This is a genomic window from Bacillus halotolerans, assembly GCF_004006435.1.
Lineage (GTDB): Bacteria > Bacillota > Bacilli > Bacillales > Bacillaceae > Bacillus > Bacillus halotolerans.
Map to the genome: position 1 here is coordinate 3,358,537 of NZ_CP029364.1, position 14,950 is coordinate 3,373,486.

A 14,950-nucleotide genomic window follows, 5' to 3' on the forward strand; every position below is an offset into this window, starting at 1 on the left:
ACCGCTTTTTGCTTTGAAATTATGATATATTTATGAAAAACAGCAAAGGGGTTGGGGAGAAATGAATGCGGTTACAATTGTGATAACGTCAATGTGTATATTGGCTATCGCCTATCGTTTATACGGAACATTTATGATGGTGAAGGTTCTCAAAGTGAATGATGAAAAGCCAACGCCTGCACATGCGCTTGAGGATGGAAAAGACTATGTGCCTACGAATAAATGGGTCTCATTCGGTCATCATTTCGCGGCCATTGCGGCGGCCGGGCCGCTGGTCGGACCGATTCTCGCGGCGCAGTTCGGTTATTTGCCGGGATTATTATGGCTGTTAATCGGGGCGGTGATAGGGGGAGCCGTCCATGATATTGTTGTGCTGTTCGCGTCAATGCGTCAAAACGGAAAGTCGCTGTCGGAAGTGGCGAAGGATGAGCTTGGTCCTGTTGCCGGCTTTTGTACGGGACTGTCCATGCTGTTTATTATTACCATTACGATGGCAGGCCTGTCGATGGTTGTGCTGCACGCGCTTGAACGGAATCCGTGGGGGACATTTGCTGTAGGGATTACGATTCCGATTGCGATGGGTGTCGGCTTGTTTTATAAGAAAACAGGGAATTTAAAGCTGGCGTCTTCTATCGGTTTTCTATTTTTAATGGCCGGAGTGTTTATCGGCCCTTGGGTGCAGACTACCGCATTTGGTGATCTGTTAACCCTTGATACGAAAACGCTTGCAATCGCGTTGCCGATTTACGCTTTTTTTGCAGCGGCACTGCCGGTCTGGCTGCTGCTCGCACCGCGCGATTATTTAAGCAGTTTTATGAAAATCGGTGTGTTTATCGCTTTAATTGCGGGTGTGTTTGTCGTGAATCCGTCCATTCCATTTCCGGCTTTTACGGAGTTTATAAAAGGCGGCGGGCCTGTGCTTGCGGGTCCTGTCTGGCCATTCATCTCGATTACGATAGCCTGCGGCGCGATCTCGGGGTTCCATGCCTTTGTCGGTTCCGGCACCACGCCGAAAATGCTTAATAAATGGAGTGATATGAAGCCGGTTGCTTTCGGTGCAATGCTTGTTGAGTGCCTTGTCGGCATTATGGCGCTGATTGCGGCGACTGCTTTGCAGCCTGCAGATTACTTTGCGATCAACAGCACGCCTGAGGTTTTCCGTACGCTCGGCATGGATGTTGTGCATTTGCCTGAACTGAGCAGGGAAATCGGTTTGGACTTAGAAGGCAGAACAGGGGGAGCCGTCACGCTTGCGGTAGGAATGACTTATATTTTTACCGGAATTCCGTTTTTCAGCCATCTGGCCTCATACTTTTTCCAATTTGTCATTATGTTTGAAGCGGTGTTTATTTTAACGGCGATCGACGCCGGCACGCGTGTGGCACGCTATTTGATTCAGGACTTCTTCGGAGAGGCGTATAAGCCGCTGAAGAAAACGGACTGGATTCCCGGATCTGTATTTGCCAGTGCGCTTGCCTGCTTTATGTGGGGCTATTTGCTTTACTCAGGTGATATCGGATCCATTTGGGCGCTGTTTGGCGTTTCCAATCAGCTGATGGCTTCAGTGGGTCTGATTATCGGAGCAACCATTGTGCTGAAAATCGCCGACAAACGCCGTTACATCCTCACCTGCCTCATTCCGCTCGCCTATTTATATGTGACTGTGAATTACGCGGGCTATTGGATGGTGCGCTATGTGTATCTCAATCCAGACGCTGCGGGTTACAGTGTCCTGAATGGCGTTTTGTCTATCATCATGCTGCTGTTAGGCTTCATCATTATCGTGGCGGCAGTGAAAAAATGGGCGCAGATGTGGAGAGATCCCAGCTTAAGAATGGAAGCCTCTATACCGGGATAAAAGGAAAAATGGAAACCTTAAGGAGGAAAAGAAATGAATTTATCAATGAAGTATATCATCCTGTATGTATCGGACAGCCAGCGCTCGATTCATTTTTATCAGCATATTTTGGGGCTGCCGATCCGCGCGGAACACGGCACATATGTAGAGTTTGATACCGGCTCCACCATTTTGGCGCTCAATACACGAGAAAGTGTCAAGGAAATGACGCCGTTAGATATACCGGAAACACCCGTTTCTTCACAAACATTTGAAATCGGGTTTGTCACTGAAAGTGTAGAAGCGGTCATCAAAAAAGTAAGAGAACACGGCATAACCATTATCGGGGAGCCTAAAGTGAAGCCATGGGGACAGACGGTCGCTTATATCGCCGATCCTGATGGACATTATATTGAAATTTGCAGTCCGATGGAATAAAGCACAAAGCCCAAAACAGAAATTGTTTTGGGCTTTCTTATGATGTTAGCGATCCGGCGGCTTCCAATAGCAAATCAGCAAGGTGAACAGCTCGGACCCTGCCGTTTAACCCCTCTCGTTCAATGCCGAGCTTCATCTGCAAAAGACATCCTGGATTGGCGGTTACAATGACCGCTGCTTCAGTTGCTTTGACAGCAGCCATTTTACTGTCCAGTATTTTCATTGACATGTCTGCTTCAACAATATTGTAAATTCCCGCTGATCCGCAGCAGCTGTCCGCTTTATCCATTTCTTTGAATTCAGCTCCCTTGATGCTTTGAAGAAGCTTTCTGGGCTCCGAAGATGTATGCATTACATTTCTCAGGTGGCATGAATCTTGATAGGTAATCAGCTTAGGTGTTTCAAGCTCCAAGTCTTTTTGGTGAAAATCAAGCTCAATCAAAACCGATGAAAAATCTTTTAGCTTCTGCACAAATGAAACAGCCCGCTCCGACCACTCGGGATCATCCTTCAGCAAATGGCCGTATTCAGTGAGAAAGGCTCCGCATCCGCCCGCGTTTGTAATGACAGCATCTACGTCTAGCGCTTCAAACGCGGCGATGTTTTGTTTCGCAAGCTCTTTTCCCGCATTTTTTTCGCCGCTGTGTCCATGCAGTGCGCCGCAGCATGCCTGCTCAGGCGGGATGACAATTTCACAGCCTGCCAGCTGCAGCAGTTTCAGCGTGGCATTGTTTGTCGGCAAAAACATCGTATCCATTAAACAGCCTGAAAAAAAAGCAACCCTTTTTTTAGCTGGGCCGACCGCCGGCAGTAAACGCGGCCGATGCTTCATTTCTTCACGTTTAGGCACATCCGGAAGAACGGCTTCCATCGTGCGCAAATGCTCAGGCAGAATGCGGAGCATGCCGGTTTTTCGCACAGCCGTCTGCAGCCCTGACCGCTGGTACAACCCAATGAGACTCACAGCCGAACGCATGCGGTTTTGATGCGGAAAGAGCTCCTGAAAAGCCGCTTTTCTCATAACACGCGCGCTGAGCGAGTGTTTTTTATTTTGGTGGATAATATCTCTTGCTTCCTCCAGCAGCTGTCCGTATTTAACGCCTGATGGGCATACCGGTTCACACGCGCGGCAGCCGAGGCAAAGAGACAGTGAACGCTCGACATCTTCATCCGGTTCAATCACACCGTCGGCGACTGCTTTCATTAAGGCGATTCGCCCGCGCGGCGAGTGAGATTCCTGAAAACCGGATTCGATATAGGTTGGGCAAGAAGGCAGACAGAAACCGCAGCGCATACAATTCAAAAGTTCGCTCTCATCCATACGCTCTTTAAACTCATGTTGGATCTGTTTCATTTCTTTTTCTGTTGTCATCTTTCCGTCACCACACGTTTTCTGGCATCTTTCGCAAACACTTTGCCCGGGTTTAAGATATTTTTTGGATCAAATGCCGCTTTCATTGCTTTCATTGCGGCGATGCCTTCTTTTTTCAGCTTCATTTCCAAGTAAGGCGCTTTCATGGCACCGACTCCGTGCTCCCCGGTAATCGTGCCGCCAAGCTCAATCGCTTTTTCAAAAATCTCGGCAAAAGCCTGTTCGACTCGCTCCATTTCATCTTTATTTCTTATGTCTGTCGTGCATGTCGGATGAAGGTTTCCATCCCCGGCATGGCCAAAGGTGCAGATCGAAATATCGTATTTCGCGGCAATGTCATTAATGGCTTTTACCATATTTGCGATTTCTGACCGCGGTACAGTCGCATCCTCCAAAATGGTGGTCGGCTTTAAACGGGCAAGTGCAGAAAGCGCTGAACGCCGGGCTTCAGTGAGGGCGAATGCTTCCTCATCTGTTTGTGCAGTTTGAACGGAGACGGCAGCGCCTTTTTTGCAAATTGCCTCAATTTTTTCCATGTCACGAGCCACGGTCTCAGCTGTCCCGTCCTGTTCGATCAAAAGAACCGCTTTCGCATTTGTCGGAAGGCCGATCTTGGCATAATCCTCAATCACCAAAAGGGTAGGCTGATCGAGAAATTCAAGTGTAGCCGGTATAATTTTTTCGGCAATAATGGCTGACACTGTTTGAGCAGCGGCATCAATATTTTCATAAAGGGCGAGCAGCGTCTTCTTTGTTTCTGGCTTCGGCACGAGTTTCAGAATCGCTTCTGTCACAATGCCGAGTGTCCCTTCTGAGCCGACAAAAAGGCGCGTGAGATCATACCCGGCTACATCCTTTGCAAGTTTTCCCCCAGTGCGGATCATATCTCCGTTTGCCAAAACAACCTCCAGCCCGATGACGTAGTCACGGGTGACGCCGTATTTTAAGCCGCGGAGACCGCCGGAATTTTCGTTGATGTTTCCTCCGATGGTTGATATTTTCATAGAACTCGGATCAGGCGGATAGAACAACCCCTTGCTTTCAACCGCACGAATTATATCCAAGGTAATAACGCCAGGCTGGACTGTGGCCGTCAAATTTTCTTCATCAATCTCAAGAATCTGATTCATATGCTTAAAGAGAAGAACAAGCCCGCCTTCAGTAGGGCACGTGCCCCCGCACAGGTTTGTCCCCGATCCTCTCGGAACAATCGGTACACGGTGCTCACTGCAAATGTTTAAAATACGTGATACTTCATGTGCATCTCTCGGCGCAATCACTGCATCCGGCATAGACTGAAATTGCGGTGTCGCGTCATATGAATACACGAGACGGCCGGCTTTCGAGTCATCATAGTTTTCCGGTCCGACGATTTGGATCAGCTGTTCTTTTACATCTTTGGTGATCATGTTCACCCATCCCCCTATCAAAAAATGCTTTCAATCTATTGTAAAAGAAAAAAAGCAAAGCTTTCCATGTAGGGACATACAAAAAATGAAACTGAAACTCTCTCTATTTTGTATCTTGACCTAAAAAGTAAAGCGCGACATACATCGTGACGATGTCCTCTGTACGCTGAAAACTTAAACCCGTCAGCTGTTCAGCCTTTGACAGGCGATAGCGGAGCGTGTTGATATGAATATGCATCTCTTCAGCCGTTTTTTTCAGGGACAAATCGTAATGGAAGAGAGTTCGTATCGTATTCATAAGCTCTTCGTTCCGGAGCGCTTCCTGAAACACTCTTTGCGGAAATTCATGTCGGGTACCCGGGCTGATCTCAGTCAGGCACATATCAAGCTTCAGGTCTTCCTCGCATACGGCGGTTTTGCGTTTAAGGCTGACGGCTAGCGCTTTTTCTGCCTGTTCGTATGACTGCGGCAGGCCGGAGCAGCTGACAGCCCTCCCAACGCCGGCAGCTGCACGGCTGTTTCCGAGGCGTTCAGCCAATGAACAAATAAGCTGAATTTGCCGCAAAAGCTGCTCCTTTTGTTCATGTTTCGGCACTTCGTGATTAATCAGAATACGTTCATTTCCCCATCTGATGAATAGATCGGATGGAAACACTGATTTCCAGGCGCGTGTCATTTGATCAATATCGCCGGGAGACCATTCGTGCCCTTGAATGAGGATCATCTGGCGGAGGGAGGTAAGGTCAACGCCAAGAAGCTGCGCTTTTTCGAGAAAACCCGGAGACCATTCTTTTAATTGCAGCCAGTCGATCATAAAGGATTCCAGCATTCTCTCGCGCCACTGGGTCTGCTCCAGATGCCACGATTCTTTAATGAACAGCTCTGTCATTTTCCTGAGCAGCTCCCCGTACGGCTGAATCTCAGCAGGTTCTCCCGTCAGTCCGAACACGGCGATGACATCACGCTCAGAAAATACGGGGAGGTTTAACCCCGCCTTTACCCCTTTGAGTCTCTTTTCATCTTCTTTTGTAATGATCACATTGCGTTTCTCTTTCGCGCAGATGAGCGCTCCTTCATGAAATAGCCCGACTCGCTCATCATTTGTGCTTGCGATAATGAGGCCGTCTGTGCTGACAATAATGACTTCACGTTCGTACATTTTTTTCACTTCGGCAATGATTTTTTTCGCTAACAGCGGTTGTAAAAACATGGCGGCGATCCCCCTCATGTTTTTATTATATAAGAAAAAAACCGGGCGCTGTCACCCGGTTTTGATGTGCTATTGGGCAGGTTTTAATCCGCCTTCCAGCGTCTTTAACATTTCTTGTTTCTCACTCTCAGATGCGTGCTGCCAAATGACTTCAAACAAAACGCCGAGTCCCGGAAGCATTTTTTCTTCACCGCTTTGAATCGCGTCCACAATTGTGTGTTCAAGCTGCTCCTGATCATTGCCGGTTACATTGGCAATGACGGCATGACGTAAATTAAGATCCATATGAAGCGCTCCTTTTTTCTAAAAATGTAATACGTATATTCTAACCCTGCACCCGGTTTATTATGTGCTGTTCTTGCGATATAATAACATCATGTTAAAAAAAGGAGAGCCACACAGACAGTGAAACAAATAGAATCGGCAAAAAACCAAAAAGTGAAGGATTGGAAAAAACTTCACACAAAAAAAGAACGAACAAAAACGAATACCTATTTGATTGAAGGAGAACATCTTGTTGAAGAAGCCTTGAAGAGCCCGGGCGCGGTGAAAGAAATTCTTGTCAAGGATGAAGCGGACATCCCGCCGAATCTTGATATGGGCATCCAGTGCTACGTGCTTAGCGAAGACGCGTTTTCAGCTGTTACAGAAACGGAAACACCGCAGCGGATCGCCGCTGTTTGCCATATGCCGGAAGAACATCTCGCGCCGCCTAAACGTGTGCTGCTGATTGACGCTGTTCAAGATCCGGGGAATCTCGGCACGATGATTCGCACGGCGGACGCAGCCGGTTTGGATGCGGTTGTGCTCGGTGACGGCACGGCGGATGCGTTTAACGGAAAAACGCTGCGATCCGCGCAAGGCTCCCATTTTCACATTCCTGTTGTGAGAAGAAATTTACAATCATACGTGGATGAATTAAAAGCAGAGGGCGTAAAAGTGTACGGCACAGCACTGCAAAACGGGGCGCCTTACCAGGACATTTCACCATCCGGTTCATTTGCTTTAATCGTCGGCAATGAAGGGGCAGGGGTGGATGCCGGATTGCTGGAAAAAACAGATTTAAACCTGTACGTCCCGCTGTACGGGCAGGCTGAATCACTGAACGTTGCTATTGCGGCGGCTATTCTGGTGTACCACTTGCGAGGATAGTGTTGCGCCGAGCGGAGTATTTCACTATAATAGAACATAATATTTGAAAAACCGTGACAGAGGATCTCGATTTCTGATCAACTGCCTTCCAGGGAGAAAATGCCGCAGACTGAGAGCATTTTTAAAGCAGCCGGAAATTGGTTTCACCTCTCGAGTTGTCACCGGGACCGCGCACCTTGCGCGTAAAGGTGAACCGGAATCTGATTCCGTTATGTCAATGAAGCTGACGACAGCATCAGTCTGTCTGAAATAAGGGTGGTACCGCGGCCACAACTCGTCCCTTGTCCTATAAGGGGCGGGTTTTTTTGTTTTCCAAAGACATATAACGGTTTGTTTACATAAAAGGAGGATGCAAAATGGAAGAAAAGCTAAAACAGCTGGAACAAGAAGCTTTAGATCAAGTAGAAGCGGCAAGCTCATTGAAGGTTGTCAATGATATTCGGGTTCAATATCTCGGAAAAAAAGGGCCGATCACAGAAGTGCTGCGCGGAATGGGCAAGCTTTCTGCGGAGGAGCGTCCGAAAATGGGCGCTCTTGCCAATGAGGTAAGAGAACGAATCGCCAATGCGATTGCAGCTAAAAACGAAAAGCTTGAGGAAGAAGAAATGAAACAGAAGCTTGCGGGACAGACAATTGACGTCACACTCCCGGGTAATCCTGTCGCAATCGGCGGACGCCATCCGCTCACTGTTGTCATTGAAGAAATTGAAGATCTATTTATCGGCATGGGCTATACCGTTGAAGAAGGCCCTGAGGTCGAGACGGACTACTACAACTTCGAAGCGCTCAACCTGCCGAAAGAACACCCTGCCCGCGATATGCAGGACAGCTTTTACATCACAGAGGAAATGCTGATGAGAACGCAAACCTCTCCTGTTCAGACGCGGACGATGGAAAAGCACAAAGGCAAAGGGCCTGTTAAAATCATTTGTCCCGGAAAAGTATACCGCCGCGATAATGATGACGCGACGCACTCTCACCAATTTATGCAGATTGAAGGGCTTGTTGTTGATAAAAACATCAGCATGAGTGATTTAAAAGGAACCCTTGAACTGGTTGCGAAAAAAATGTTCGGGCAAGACCGTGAAATCAGACTTCGCCCAAGCTTCTTCCCGTTTACCGAGCCTTCAGTAGAAGTAGACGTAACGTGCTTTAAGTGCGGAGGAAACGGCTGCTCTGTATGTAAAGGAACAGGCTGGATTGAAATCCTCGGCGCCGGCATGGTTCACCCGAATGTGCTGGAAATGGCCGGTTTTGATCCGAAGGAATATCAGGGCTTTGCGTTCGGAATGGGTGTTGAGCGCATCGCGATGCTGAAATACGGCATCGATGATATCCGCCACTTCTATACAAACGATGTCAGATTTATTTCGCAGTTTAAACAGGCGTAAGAGGAGGATGCTAGAATGTTTGTTTCTTATAAATGGTTAGAGGATTATGTTGATTTAAAAGGCATGGATCCGGCTGTTCTTGCTGAGAAAATAACAAGAGCCGGTATTGAAGTTGAAGGAATTGAGTATAAAGGAGAAGGCATTAAAGGCGTTGTCATCGGCCATGTGCTGGAGCGCGAACAGCATCCAAACGCCGATAAGCTGAATAAGTGCCTTGTAGATATCGGAGCTGAGGCACCCGTCCAAATCATTTGCGGCGCGCCAAACGTGGATAAAGGGCAAAAAGTTGCAGTCGCTACAGTCGGAGCGGTGCTGCCGGGCAATTTCAAAATCAAAAAAGCCAAGCTTCGCGGTGAAGAATCAAACGGCATGATTTGTTCTTTACAAGAGCTCGGTATTGAGAGCAAGCTTGTGGCGAAGGAATATGCGGAAGGCATTTTCGTTTTCCCAAATGATGTTGAAGCAGGAAGTGATGCGTTAGCTGCTTTACAGCTTGACGATGCTGTCTTAGAGCTCGGTTTAACACCGAACCGCGCCGATGCGATGAACATGCTTGGTGTTGCTTATGAGGTTGCAGCGATTTTAGACACAGAGGTAAAGCTTCCGCAAACGGATTACCCAGTCGCTTCAGAACAAGCGTCAGACTACATTTCTGTCAAAGTTGAAGACCAGGAAGCAAATCCGCTGTATGCAGCAAAAATCATTAAAAACGTAAAAATTGCTCCGTCACCGCTTTGGATGCAGACGAAACTGATGAATGCAGGCATTCGACCGCATAACAACGTCGTGGATATCACAAACTTTGTTTTATTGGAGTACGGACAGCCGCTTCACGCGTTTGATTATGACAGATTTGGCTCTAAGGAAGTCGTAGTCAGAAAAGCTGTTGAAAATGAAACAATCTTAACACTCGACGATCAGGAACGAAAACTGTCTGCTGATCACCTTGTCATTACAAACGGGTCGAAAGCACAAGCCGTTGCTGGTGTTATGGGAGGAGCAGAATCAGAAGTTCGGGAAGACACAACAACGATTTTGCTTGAAGCTGCGTTCTTCAACGGGCAGACGGTTCGCAAGGCTTCAAAAGATCTTGGTTTGAGAAGTGAATCGAGTGCAAGATTCGAAAAAGGCATTGATCCTGCGCGTGTTCGTCTTGCGGCAGAACGAGCGGCACAGCTGATCCACCTGTATGCCGGCGGTGAAGTGCTTGCCGGAACTGTTGAAGAAGACCATCTCACAATCGAAGCGAATAACGTTCATGTATCGGCTGACAAGGTGAACAGCGTTCTCGGCATGACGATCAGCAAAGAAGAACTGATCAGCATTTATAAGCGTCTTGGCTTTACTGTCGGAGAAGCAAATGACTTACTCGTTGTGACTGTTCCGTCACGCCGCGGTGACATTCGCATCGAAGAGGATTTGATTGAAGAAGCGGCAAGATTGTACGGCTACGACAACATTCCGTCCACACTTCCTGAAACAGCGGGAACAACAGGCGGATTGACGCCTTACCAGGCAAAACGCCGTAAAGTCAGACGTTTCCTTGAAGGAGCCGGCTTGTCACAAGCGATTACCTACTCATTAACAAACGAGAAAAAAGCGGCGGCTTTTGCGATTGAAAAATCATTTAACACTGTCCTTGCGCTTCCGATGAGTGAAGAAAGAAGCATTCTCAGACACAGCCTTGTTCCGAATCTGCTTGAATCCGTTTCTTACAACCTGGCAAGACAAACTGATTCGGTTGCATTGTACGAAGTCGGTTCCGTTTTCCTGACGAAGGAAGAGGATACAAAACCTGTTGAAACGGAGCGCGTGGCAGGAGCGGTAACCGGTTTATGGCGCAAGCATCTGTGGCAGGGCGAGAAAAAACCGGTCGATTTCTTTGTCGCAAAAGGAATTGTTGAAGGGCTGTTAGATAAACTGAACGTCCTGGGCAGCATTGAATTTGTGCAATCAGAAAGAAAACAGCTGCACCCGGGCAGAACTGCGAACATTCTTTTAAACGGCTCTCTTATCGGCTTTATTGGCCAAGTCCATCCTTCACTGGAAAAAGAACTGGATATTAAAGAAACGTACGTGTTCGAACTTGATCTTCACACGCTGCTTACAGCAGACACGGCGCCGCTCGTGTACACGGCGATTCCGAAATATCCGTCTGTGACACGTGATATCGCGCTTGTGACAGATAAATCAGTGACAAGCGGCCAGCTCGAGAGCGTCATTAAAGAGGCGGGCGGCAAGCTTCTGAAAGAAGTAACCGTCTTTGACGTCTACGAAGGCGAACATATGGAGGAAGGCAAAAAGTCAGTCGCTTTTTCACTCCAATATGTAAATCCGGAGCAAACGCTGACTGAAGAAGAAGTGACAAAAGCGCACGACAAAGTCCTGAAAGCGTTGGAAAACACTTATCAGGCCGTATTGAGAGGCTAATAAAAAAGCTTGCAGAGAACATCTGCAAGCTTTTTCTATGAACGTTTTTTATCCGCCAGGCGCTGCGCTTTCTGCGTATTGGCAAAATGGAGTTTTGTAAAGGTTCGGAGAGCGGATAACCCTTTTTTGAGAATCAGTTTGGCGGCCGCTTCATCTACATGAGGGCCGGCCCCTTTCGGCAGTGTCATTCCCGCCTCGCGCGAAAGCTTATCCATTTCCATTAAAAAGGAATATCTCGCAATAATCGATGCAGCAGCCACTGACAGGTGAATGCCTTCGGCTTTTGTGCTGAAATAGGTGCGCTCCTGTACAATGTCTCTTCCCTTTAAATGGTTGTAGTAGACGCCGGGCTCGGCGAATTGGTCGATCAGAATCGCCTCAGGTTTTACTCCGTCCATTTTTCGCAAAAGATGGGTTATGGCCTGATTATGCAAGAGAGCTTTCATTTTTCCCTGACTCATGCCTCGTTCCTGCATGCTGTTGTACTTTTCGTTTTTTAAAACGAGCAGGCTGTACGGAATGGTTTTGATCAGGCTTCGGGCGATCTCAATGATTTGCGGGTCCTTTAGGTGTTTAGAATCCTTCACACCGAGTTCCTTCATTAAAGAAAGCTTTGTTTTGTCAACGTATGCGCAGACAACCGTCATTGGGCCAAAGTAATCTCCGGTTCCAACCTCATCAGAGCCGATGACAGACATGCCTGCGATGTGTGTTGGAGGGGCGTAGCGTGAATCAGCCGGCTTTTTTGCCGTTTTTTTCTTTTCCTGCGGCTCAGCAGTTCCCCAGCGGGCAGATTCTGCCTCTGCGTTTTTGCCCTGAAACAATACCTTCCCTGACTTATAAGCTGTAATGGTACAGCCTGCCGGTTTTGCCTGGAAAATGGCACCCTGCGGCACAGATGCAGTAAGTGAACTGTTATACGCTGTTTTCATTTGGTCAATAGCAGACATTGGTACTTTTATCACAGAATGGGACACGTAATAATCTCCTTTTTTTACACGATTCACTGTATCTACCAGTGTATCATAACAGCGGGAGGCTCGTCTTTCCATTCATTTAATAAACGTGTTATGATAGGAACTAGGATTCTCACGGAATGGAGGAGAAACGTTGTCTGACGGCAAAAAAACGAAAACAACCGTTGACATTTACGGCCAGCACTTCACTATGATCGGTGAAGAAAGCAGAGCCCATATGAGATATGTGGCCGGAATTGTTGATGATAAAATGAGAGAAATTAATCAAAAAAATCCATATCTTGATATAAATAAACTTGCAGTGCTGACAGCGGTAAATGTGGTGCATGACTATGTGAAATTAAAAGAGCAATATGAAAAACTGGAGCGTCAGCTTAAAGAAAAGGATTGAACAACTATGCTAGATATCATCATCTTAATCTTGCTCCTGATGGGGACTTTACTGGGATTAAAACGCGGTTTTATCCTCCAGTTTATCCGCTTGACGAGCTTTATTCTTTCGATCGCGTTTGCGTCTTTATTCTATAAAAATGTCGCACCGCATTTGAAGTGGATTCCCGCACCCGATTTTTCAGCGGGACAGCCGGCGTTTTCTTTTTTCTCGGGAAATCTGGAAGCAGCCTACTATAATGCGATTGCGTTTGTCGTTCTATTTATTATCGCTAAAATCTTACTGAGAATCATCGGCTCATTCCTAAGTATTGTAGCGGGCATTCCTGTGATTAAACAAATCAACCAAATGCTCGGTGCCGTTCTGGGTTTTCTGGAAGTCTATTTATTTACATTTGTGCTGCTGTATGTTGCTTCCGTACTTCCGATAGACGGCTTACAGCAAATGATGGGGCAATCGTCTCTCGCAAATGTCATGATCAACCATACACCGTATTTGTCAGGGCTTTTACAGGAGCTTTGGACGCAATACGGAGGATAAAAAACTTCTCTTGTCCGGAGAAGTTTTTTTCAAGTATGATGGAAACATATGTGAACGTCTGGGGGTTATTCTATGCATAAAAAAGATATTATCCGGCTGCTGGAAACCATTGCAGTCTACATGGAACTGAAAGGGGACAACCCGTTTAAAGTTTCCGCATTCCGAAAAGCAGCGGCAGCCTTGGAACAGGACGACCGCAGTTTATCAGAAATGGACGACATGATGTCACTGTCCGGTATCGGAAAAGGCACGTACAGCGTCATAAAAGAATATATAGATGAAGGAAAGTCAAGTACGCTCGAATCACTGCAGCAGGAGGTGCCGGAAGGGCTGGTGCCTTTATTGAAGCTCCCGGGGCTCGGCGGCAAAAAAATCGCAAAGCTGTATAAAGAGCTTGGCGTACATGATGCAGAATCATTGAAGGAAGCCTGCGAACAGCAGAAAGTCCAAGGGCTTGCGGGATTCGGCAAGAAATCCGAAGAAAAAATATTACAGGCGCTCGGAGAAGCCGGAAAACAGCCTGAACGTTTTCCGATCGGCTATGCGCTCCGGGTCGCGCGGGAAATTGAAGAGCATCTTTCTCAATTGACAGACATCATCAAATATTCCCGTGCCGGAAGTCTCCGCAGAGCACGCGAAACCGTCAAAGATCTGGATTATATTATTGCGACGGATCATCCCGCTGAAGTAAGAGAGCAGCTGCTTGCGCTGCCAAACATCAAAAGCGTCATTGCCAGCGGGGACACGAAGGTATCGGTCATTCTTTCTTTTGAATATGAAACAAGTGTCGATTTCCGTCTCGTGACGGAAGAACAATTCCCGACAACTCTTCATCATTTTACGGGATCGAAGGACCACAATATCAAAATGCGGCAAATTGCAAAAGAACGCGGTGAACGGATCAGTGAGTACGGCGTCGAGACGGTTGAAACAGGAGAAATCAAAACCTTCCCGAGTGAACGGGAATTTTACGCACACTTCGGCTTGCCGCTGATCCCGCCGGAACTCCGTGAAAGCGGGCAAGAGGTGGAAACCTACAACGACAGCATTGAACTCATAGAGCACGATCAAATCAAAGGCGATCTCCACATGCACTCCACATGGAGCGATGGCGCCTTTTCGATTAGGGAAATGGCTGAAGCATGCATGAAAAAAGGCTATCAGTACATGGCTATCACTGATCACTCGCAATATTTAAAGGTCGCCAACGGGCTGACTGCTGAAAGGCTCAAGCAGCAGGCGAAAGAAATTGACGCGCTGAATGCTGAGTTTGAGAACTTCCGCATTTTTAAAGGCGTTGAGATGGATATTCTTCCTGACGGCACACTTGATTATGATGACGATGTGCTGGCGGAAATGGATCTTGTCATTGCATCCATCCATTCAAGCTTTAATCAGCCGGAGCACGTCATTATGAAGCGGCTTGAGACGGCACTGACCAACAAGCATGTTGACATTATCGCACATCCGACCGGACGCCTCATCGGCAGACGTGCCGGTTACGAAATCGATATCGACAAACTGATTGAGCTCGCGAAGAAAACAAATACGGCGCTTGAACTCAACTCTAACCCTGCGCGTCTCGACCTGCGGACAGAGCATTTAATAAAAGCAAATGAACAAGGAGTTACATTGGTCATTAATACCGATGCCCATAACATCGAGATGTTAAACGATATGAAAACCGGCGTTACTGCCGCGCGCAAAGGCTGGACGGAAAGTAAAAACGTCCTGAATGCCCGGTCGCTTGAAGATGTACAGGCATTCCTGAAGCGCAACGATTAAGTAAGGAGGCTCACACAA

14 protein-coding genes are annotated in these 14,950 nt (G+C 47.4%); 8 read left to right on the top strand and 6 right to left on the bottom strand.

Annotated features, from left to right (window positions below; genetic code table 11):
- Positions 1 to 61: 61 nt before the first annotated feature.
- Both cstA and DIC78_RS17240 read left to right on the top strand, forming a co-directional pair.
- Positions 62 to 1,858: a carbon starvation protein CstA gene (cstA, locus tag DIC78_RS17235; RefSeq protein ID WP_106020227.1), complete on the top strand. Its 1,797-nt coding sequence runs from the start codon at positions 62 to 64 to the stop codon at positions 1,856 to 1,858.
- Positions 1,859 to 1,891: 33 nt separating this feature from the next.
- Positions 1,892 to 2,275: a VOC family protein gene (locus DIC78_RS17240; protein WP_044153993.1), complete on the top strand. Its 384-nt coding sequence runs from the start codon at positions 1,892 to 1,894 to the stop codon at positions 2,273 to 2,275.
- Positions 2,276 to 2,312: 37 nt separating this feature from the next.
- Here the strand turns inward: DIC78_RS17240 and DIC78_RS17245 are convergent, their stop codons facing one another.
- The 4 genes from DIC78_RS17245 to sspI form a co-directional block, all read right to left on the bottom strand.
- The gene (locus tag DIC78_RS17245) at positions 2,313 to 3,647 is read right to left on the bottom strand and encodes a (Fe-S)-binding protein (RefSeq protein WP_127696670.1); all 1,335 of its coding nucleotides are present in this window, start codon (positions 3,645 to 3,647) and stop codon (positions 2,313 to 2,315) included.
- The gene (glcD, locus tag DIC78_RS17250; RefSeq protein ID WP_106022180.1) at positions 3,644 to 5,056 is read right to left on the bottom strand and encodes a glycolate oxidase subunit GlcD; all 1,413 of its coding nucleotides are present in this window, start codon (positions 5,054 to 5,056) and stop codon (positions 3,644 to 3,646) included. The genes DIC78_RS17245 and glcD overlap by 4 nt, the downstream gene beginning before the upstream one ends.
- Positions 5,057 to 5,159: 103 nt before the next feature.
- On the bottom strand, positions 5,160 to 6,266 hold the full coding sequence (locus tag DIC78_RS17255) for a CdaR family transcriptional regulator (protein ID WP_127696671.1): 1,107 nt from the start codon (positions 6,264 to 6,266) through the stop codon (positions 5,160 to 5,162).
- A 69-nt stretch (positions 6,267 to 6,335) separates the two neighbouring features.
- Positions 6,336 to 6,551, bottom strand: a complete 216-nt coding sequence (gene sspI, locus DIC78_RS17260; protein WP_010335228.1) for a small acid-soluble spore protein SspI — start codon at positions 6,549 to 6,551, stop codon at positions 6,336 to 6,338.
- A 120-nt stretch (positions 6,552 to 6,671) separates the two neighbouring features.
- On the opposite strand from sspI, the gene DIC78_RS17265 reads away from it, so the two are divergent.
- On the top strand, positions 6,672 to 7,418 hold the full coding sequence (locus DIC78_RS17265) for a TrmH family RNA methyltransferase (RefSeq protein WP_103671718.1): 747 nt from the start codon (positions 6,672 to 6,674) through the stop codon (positions 7,416 to 7,418).
- Positions 7,419 to 7,442: 24 nt separating this feature from the next.
- Here the strand turns inward: DIC78_RS17265 and DIC78_RS17270 are convergent, their stop codons facing one another.
- Positions 7,443 to 7,691, bottom strand: a complete 249-nt coding sequence (locus tag DIC78_RS17270) for a hypothetical protein (RefSeq protein WP_081638352.1) — start codon at positions 7,689 to 7,691, stop codon at positions 7,443 to 7,445.
- 83 nt (positions 7,692 to 7,774) lie between these two features.
- Between DIC78_RS17270 and pheS the strand changes: the two genes are divergently transcribed.
- Entirely contained in the window at positions 7,775 to 8,809 is a 1,035-nt protein-coding gene (pheS, locus tag DIC78_RS17275) for a phenylalanine--tRNA ligase subunit alpha (RefSeq protein WP_059335559.1), read from the top strand.
- Between the two features lie 15 nt (positions 8,810 to 8,824).
- Positions 8,825 to 11,239, top strand: a complete 2,415-nt coding sequence (gene pheT / locus DIC78_RS17280; protein WP_106022182.1) for a phenylalanine--tRNA ligase subunit beta — start codon at positions 8,825 to 8,827, stop codon at positions 11,237 to 11,239.
- Between the two features lie 35 nt (positions 11,240 to 11,274).
- Here pheT and rnhC read toward each other — a convergent pair whose 3' ends face one another.
- Positions 11,275 to 12,216 carry a ribonuclease HIII gene (rnhC, locus tag DIC78_RS17285; protein ID WP_127696672.1) on the bottom strand — a complete coding sequence of 314 codons (942 nt, stop codon included), beginning with the start codon at positions 12,214 to 12,216 and terminating at the stop codon, positions 11,275 to 11,277.
- 133 nt (positions 12,217 to 12,349) lie between these two features.
- Between rnhC and zapA the strand changes: the two genes are divergently transcribed.
- The 3 genes from zapA (at position 12,350) to polX (ending at position 14,932) form a co-directional block, all read left to right on the top strand.
- Positions 12,350 to 12,607, top strand: a complete 258-nt coding sequence (gene zapA / locus DIC78_RS17290) for a cell division protein ZapA (protein WP_024122410.1) — start codon at positions 12,350 to 12,352, stop codon at positions 12,605 to 12,607.
- 6 nt (positions 12,608 to 12,613) lie between these two features.
- Positions 12,614 to 13,147: a CvpA family protein gene (locus tag DIC78_RS17295; protein ID WP_024122409.1), complete on the top strand. Its 534-nt coding sequence runs from the start codon at positions 12,614 to 12,616 to the stop codon at positions 13,145 to 13,147.
- Between the two features lie 72 nt (positions 13,148 to 13,219).
- Positions 13,220 to 14,932, top strand: a complete 1,713-nt coding sequence (gene polX, locus DIC78_RS17300) for a DNA polymerase/3'-5' exonuclease PolX (protein ID WP_106020221.1) — start codon at positions 13,220 to 13,222, stop codon at positions 14,930 to 14,932.
- Positions 14,933 to 14,950: the final 18 nt, after the last annotated feature.

What these genes read in the sequence shown, in the direction of transcription:
- cstA (WP_106020227.1), top strand. Translation starts at nt 62, where the DNA reads ATGAATGCGGTTACAATTGTGATAACGTCAATGTGTATATTGGCTATC.
- DIC78_RS17240 (WP_044153993.1), top strand. Translation starts at nt 1,892, where the DNA reads ATGAATTTATCAATGAAGTATATCATCCTGTATGTATCGGACAGCCAG.
- DIC78_RS17245 (WP_127696670.1), bottom strand. Translation starts at nt 3,647, where the DNA reads ATGACAACAGAAAAAGAAATGAAACAGATCCAACATGAGTTTAAAGAG.
- glcD (WP_106022180.1), bottom strand. Translation starts at nt 5,056, where the DNA reads ATGATCACCAAAGATGTAAAAGAACAGCTGATCCAAATCGTCGGACCG.
- DIC78_RS17255 (WP_127696671.1), bottom strand. Translation starts at nt 6,266, where the DNA reads ATGTTTTTACAACCGCTGTTAGCGAAAAAAATCATTGCCGAAGTGAAA.
- sspI (WP_010335228.1), bottom strand. Translation starts at nt 6,551, where the DNA reads ATGGATCTTAATTTACGTCATGCCGTCATTGCCAATGTAACCGGCAAT.
- pheS (WP_059335559.1), top strand. Translation starts at nt 7,775, where the DNA reads ATGGAAGAAAAGCTAAAACAGCTGGAACAAGAAGCTTTAGATCAAGTA.
- pheT (WP_106022182.1), top strand. Translation starts at nt 8,825, where the DNA reads ATGTTTGTTTCTTATAAATGGTTAGAGGATTATGTTGATTTAAAAGGC.
- DIC78_RS17295 (WP_024122409.1), top strand. Translation starts at nt 12,614, where the DNA reads ATGCTAGATATCATCATCTTAATCTTGCTCCTGATGGGGACTTTACTG.
- polX (WP_106020221.1), top strand. Translation starts at nt 13,220, where the DNA reads ATGCATAAAAAAGATATTATCCGGCTGCTGGAAACCATTGCAGTCTAC.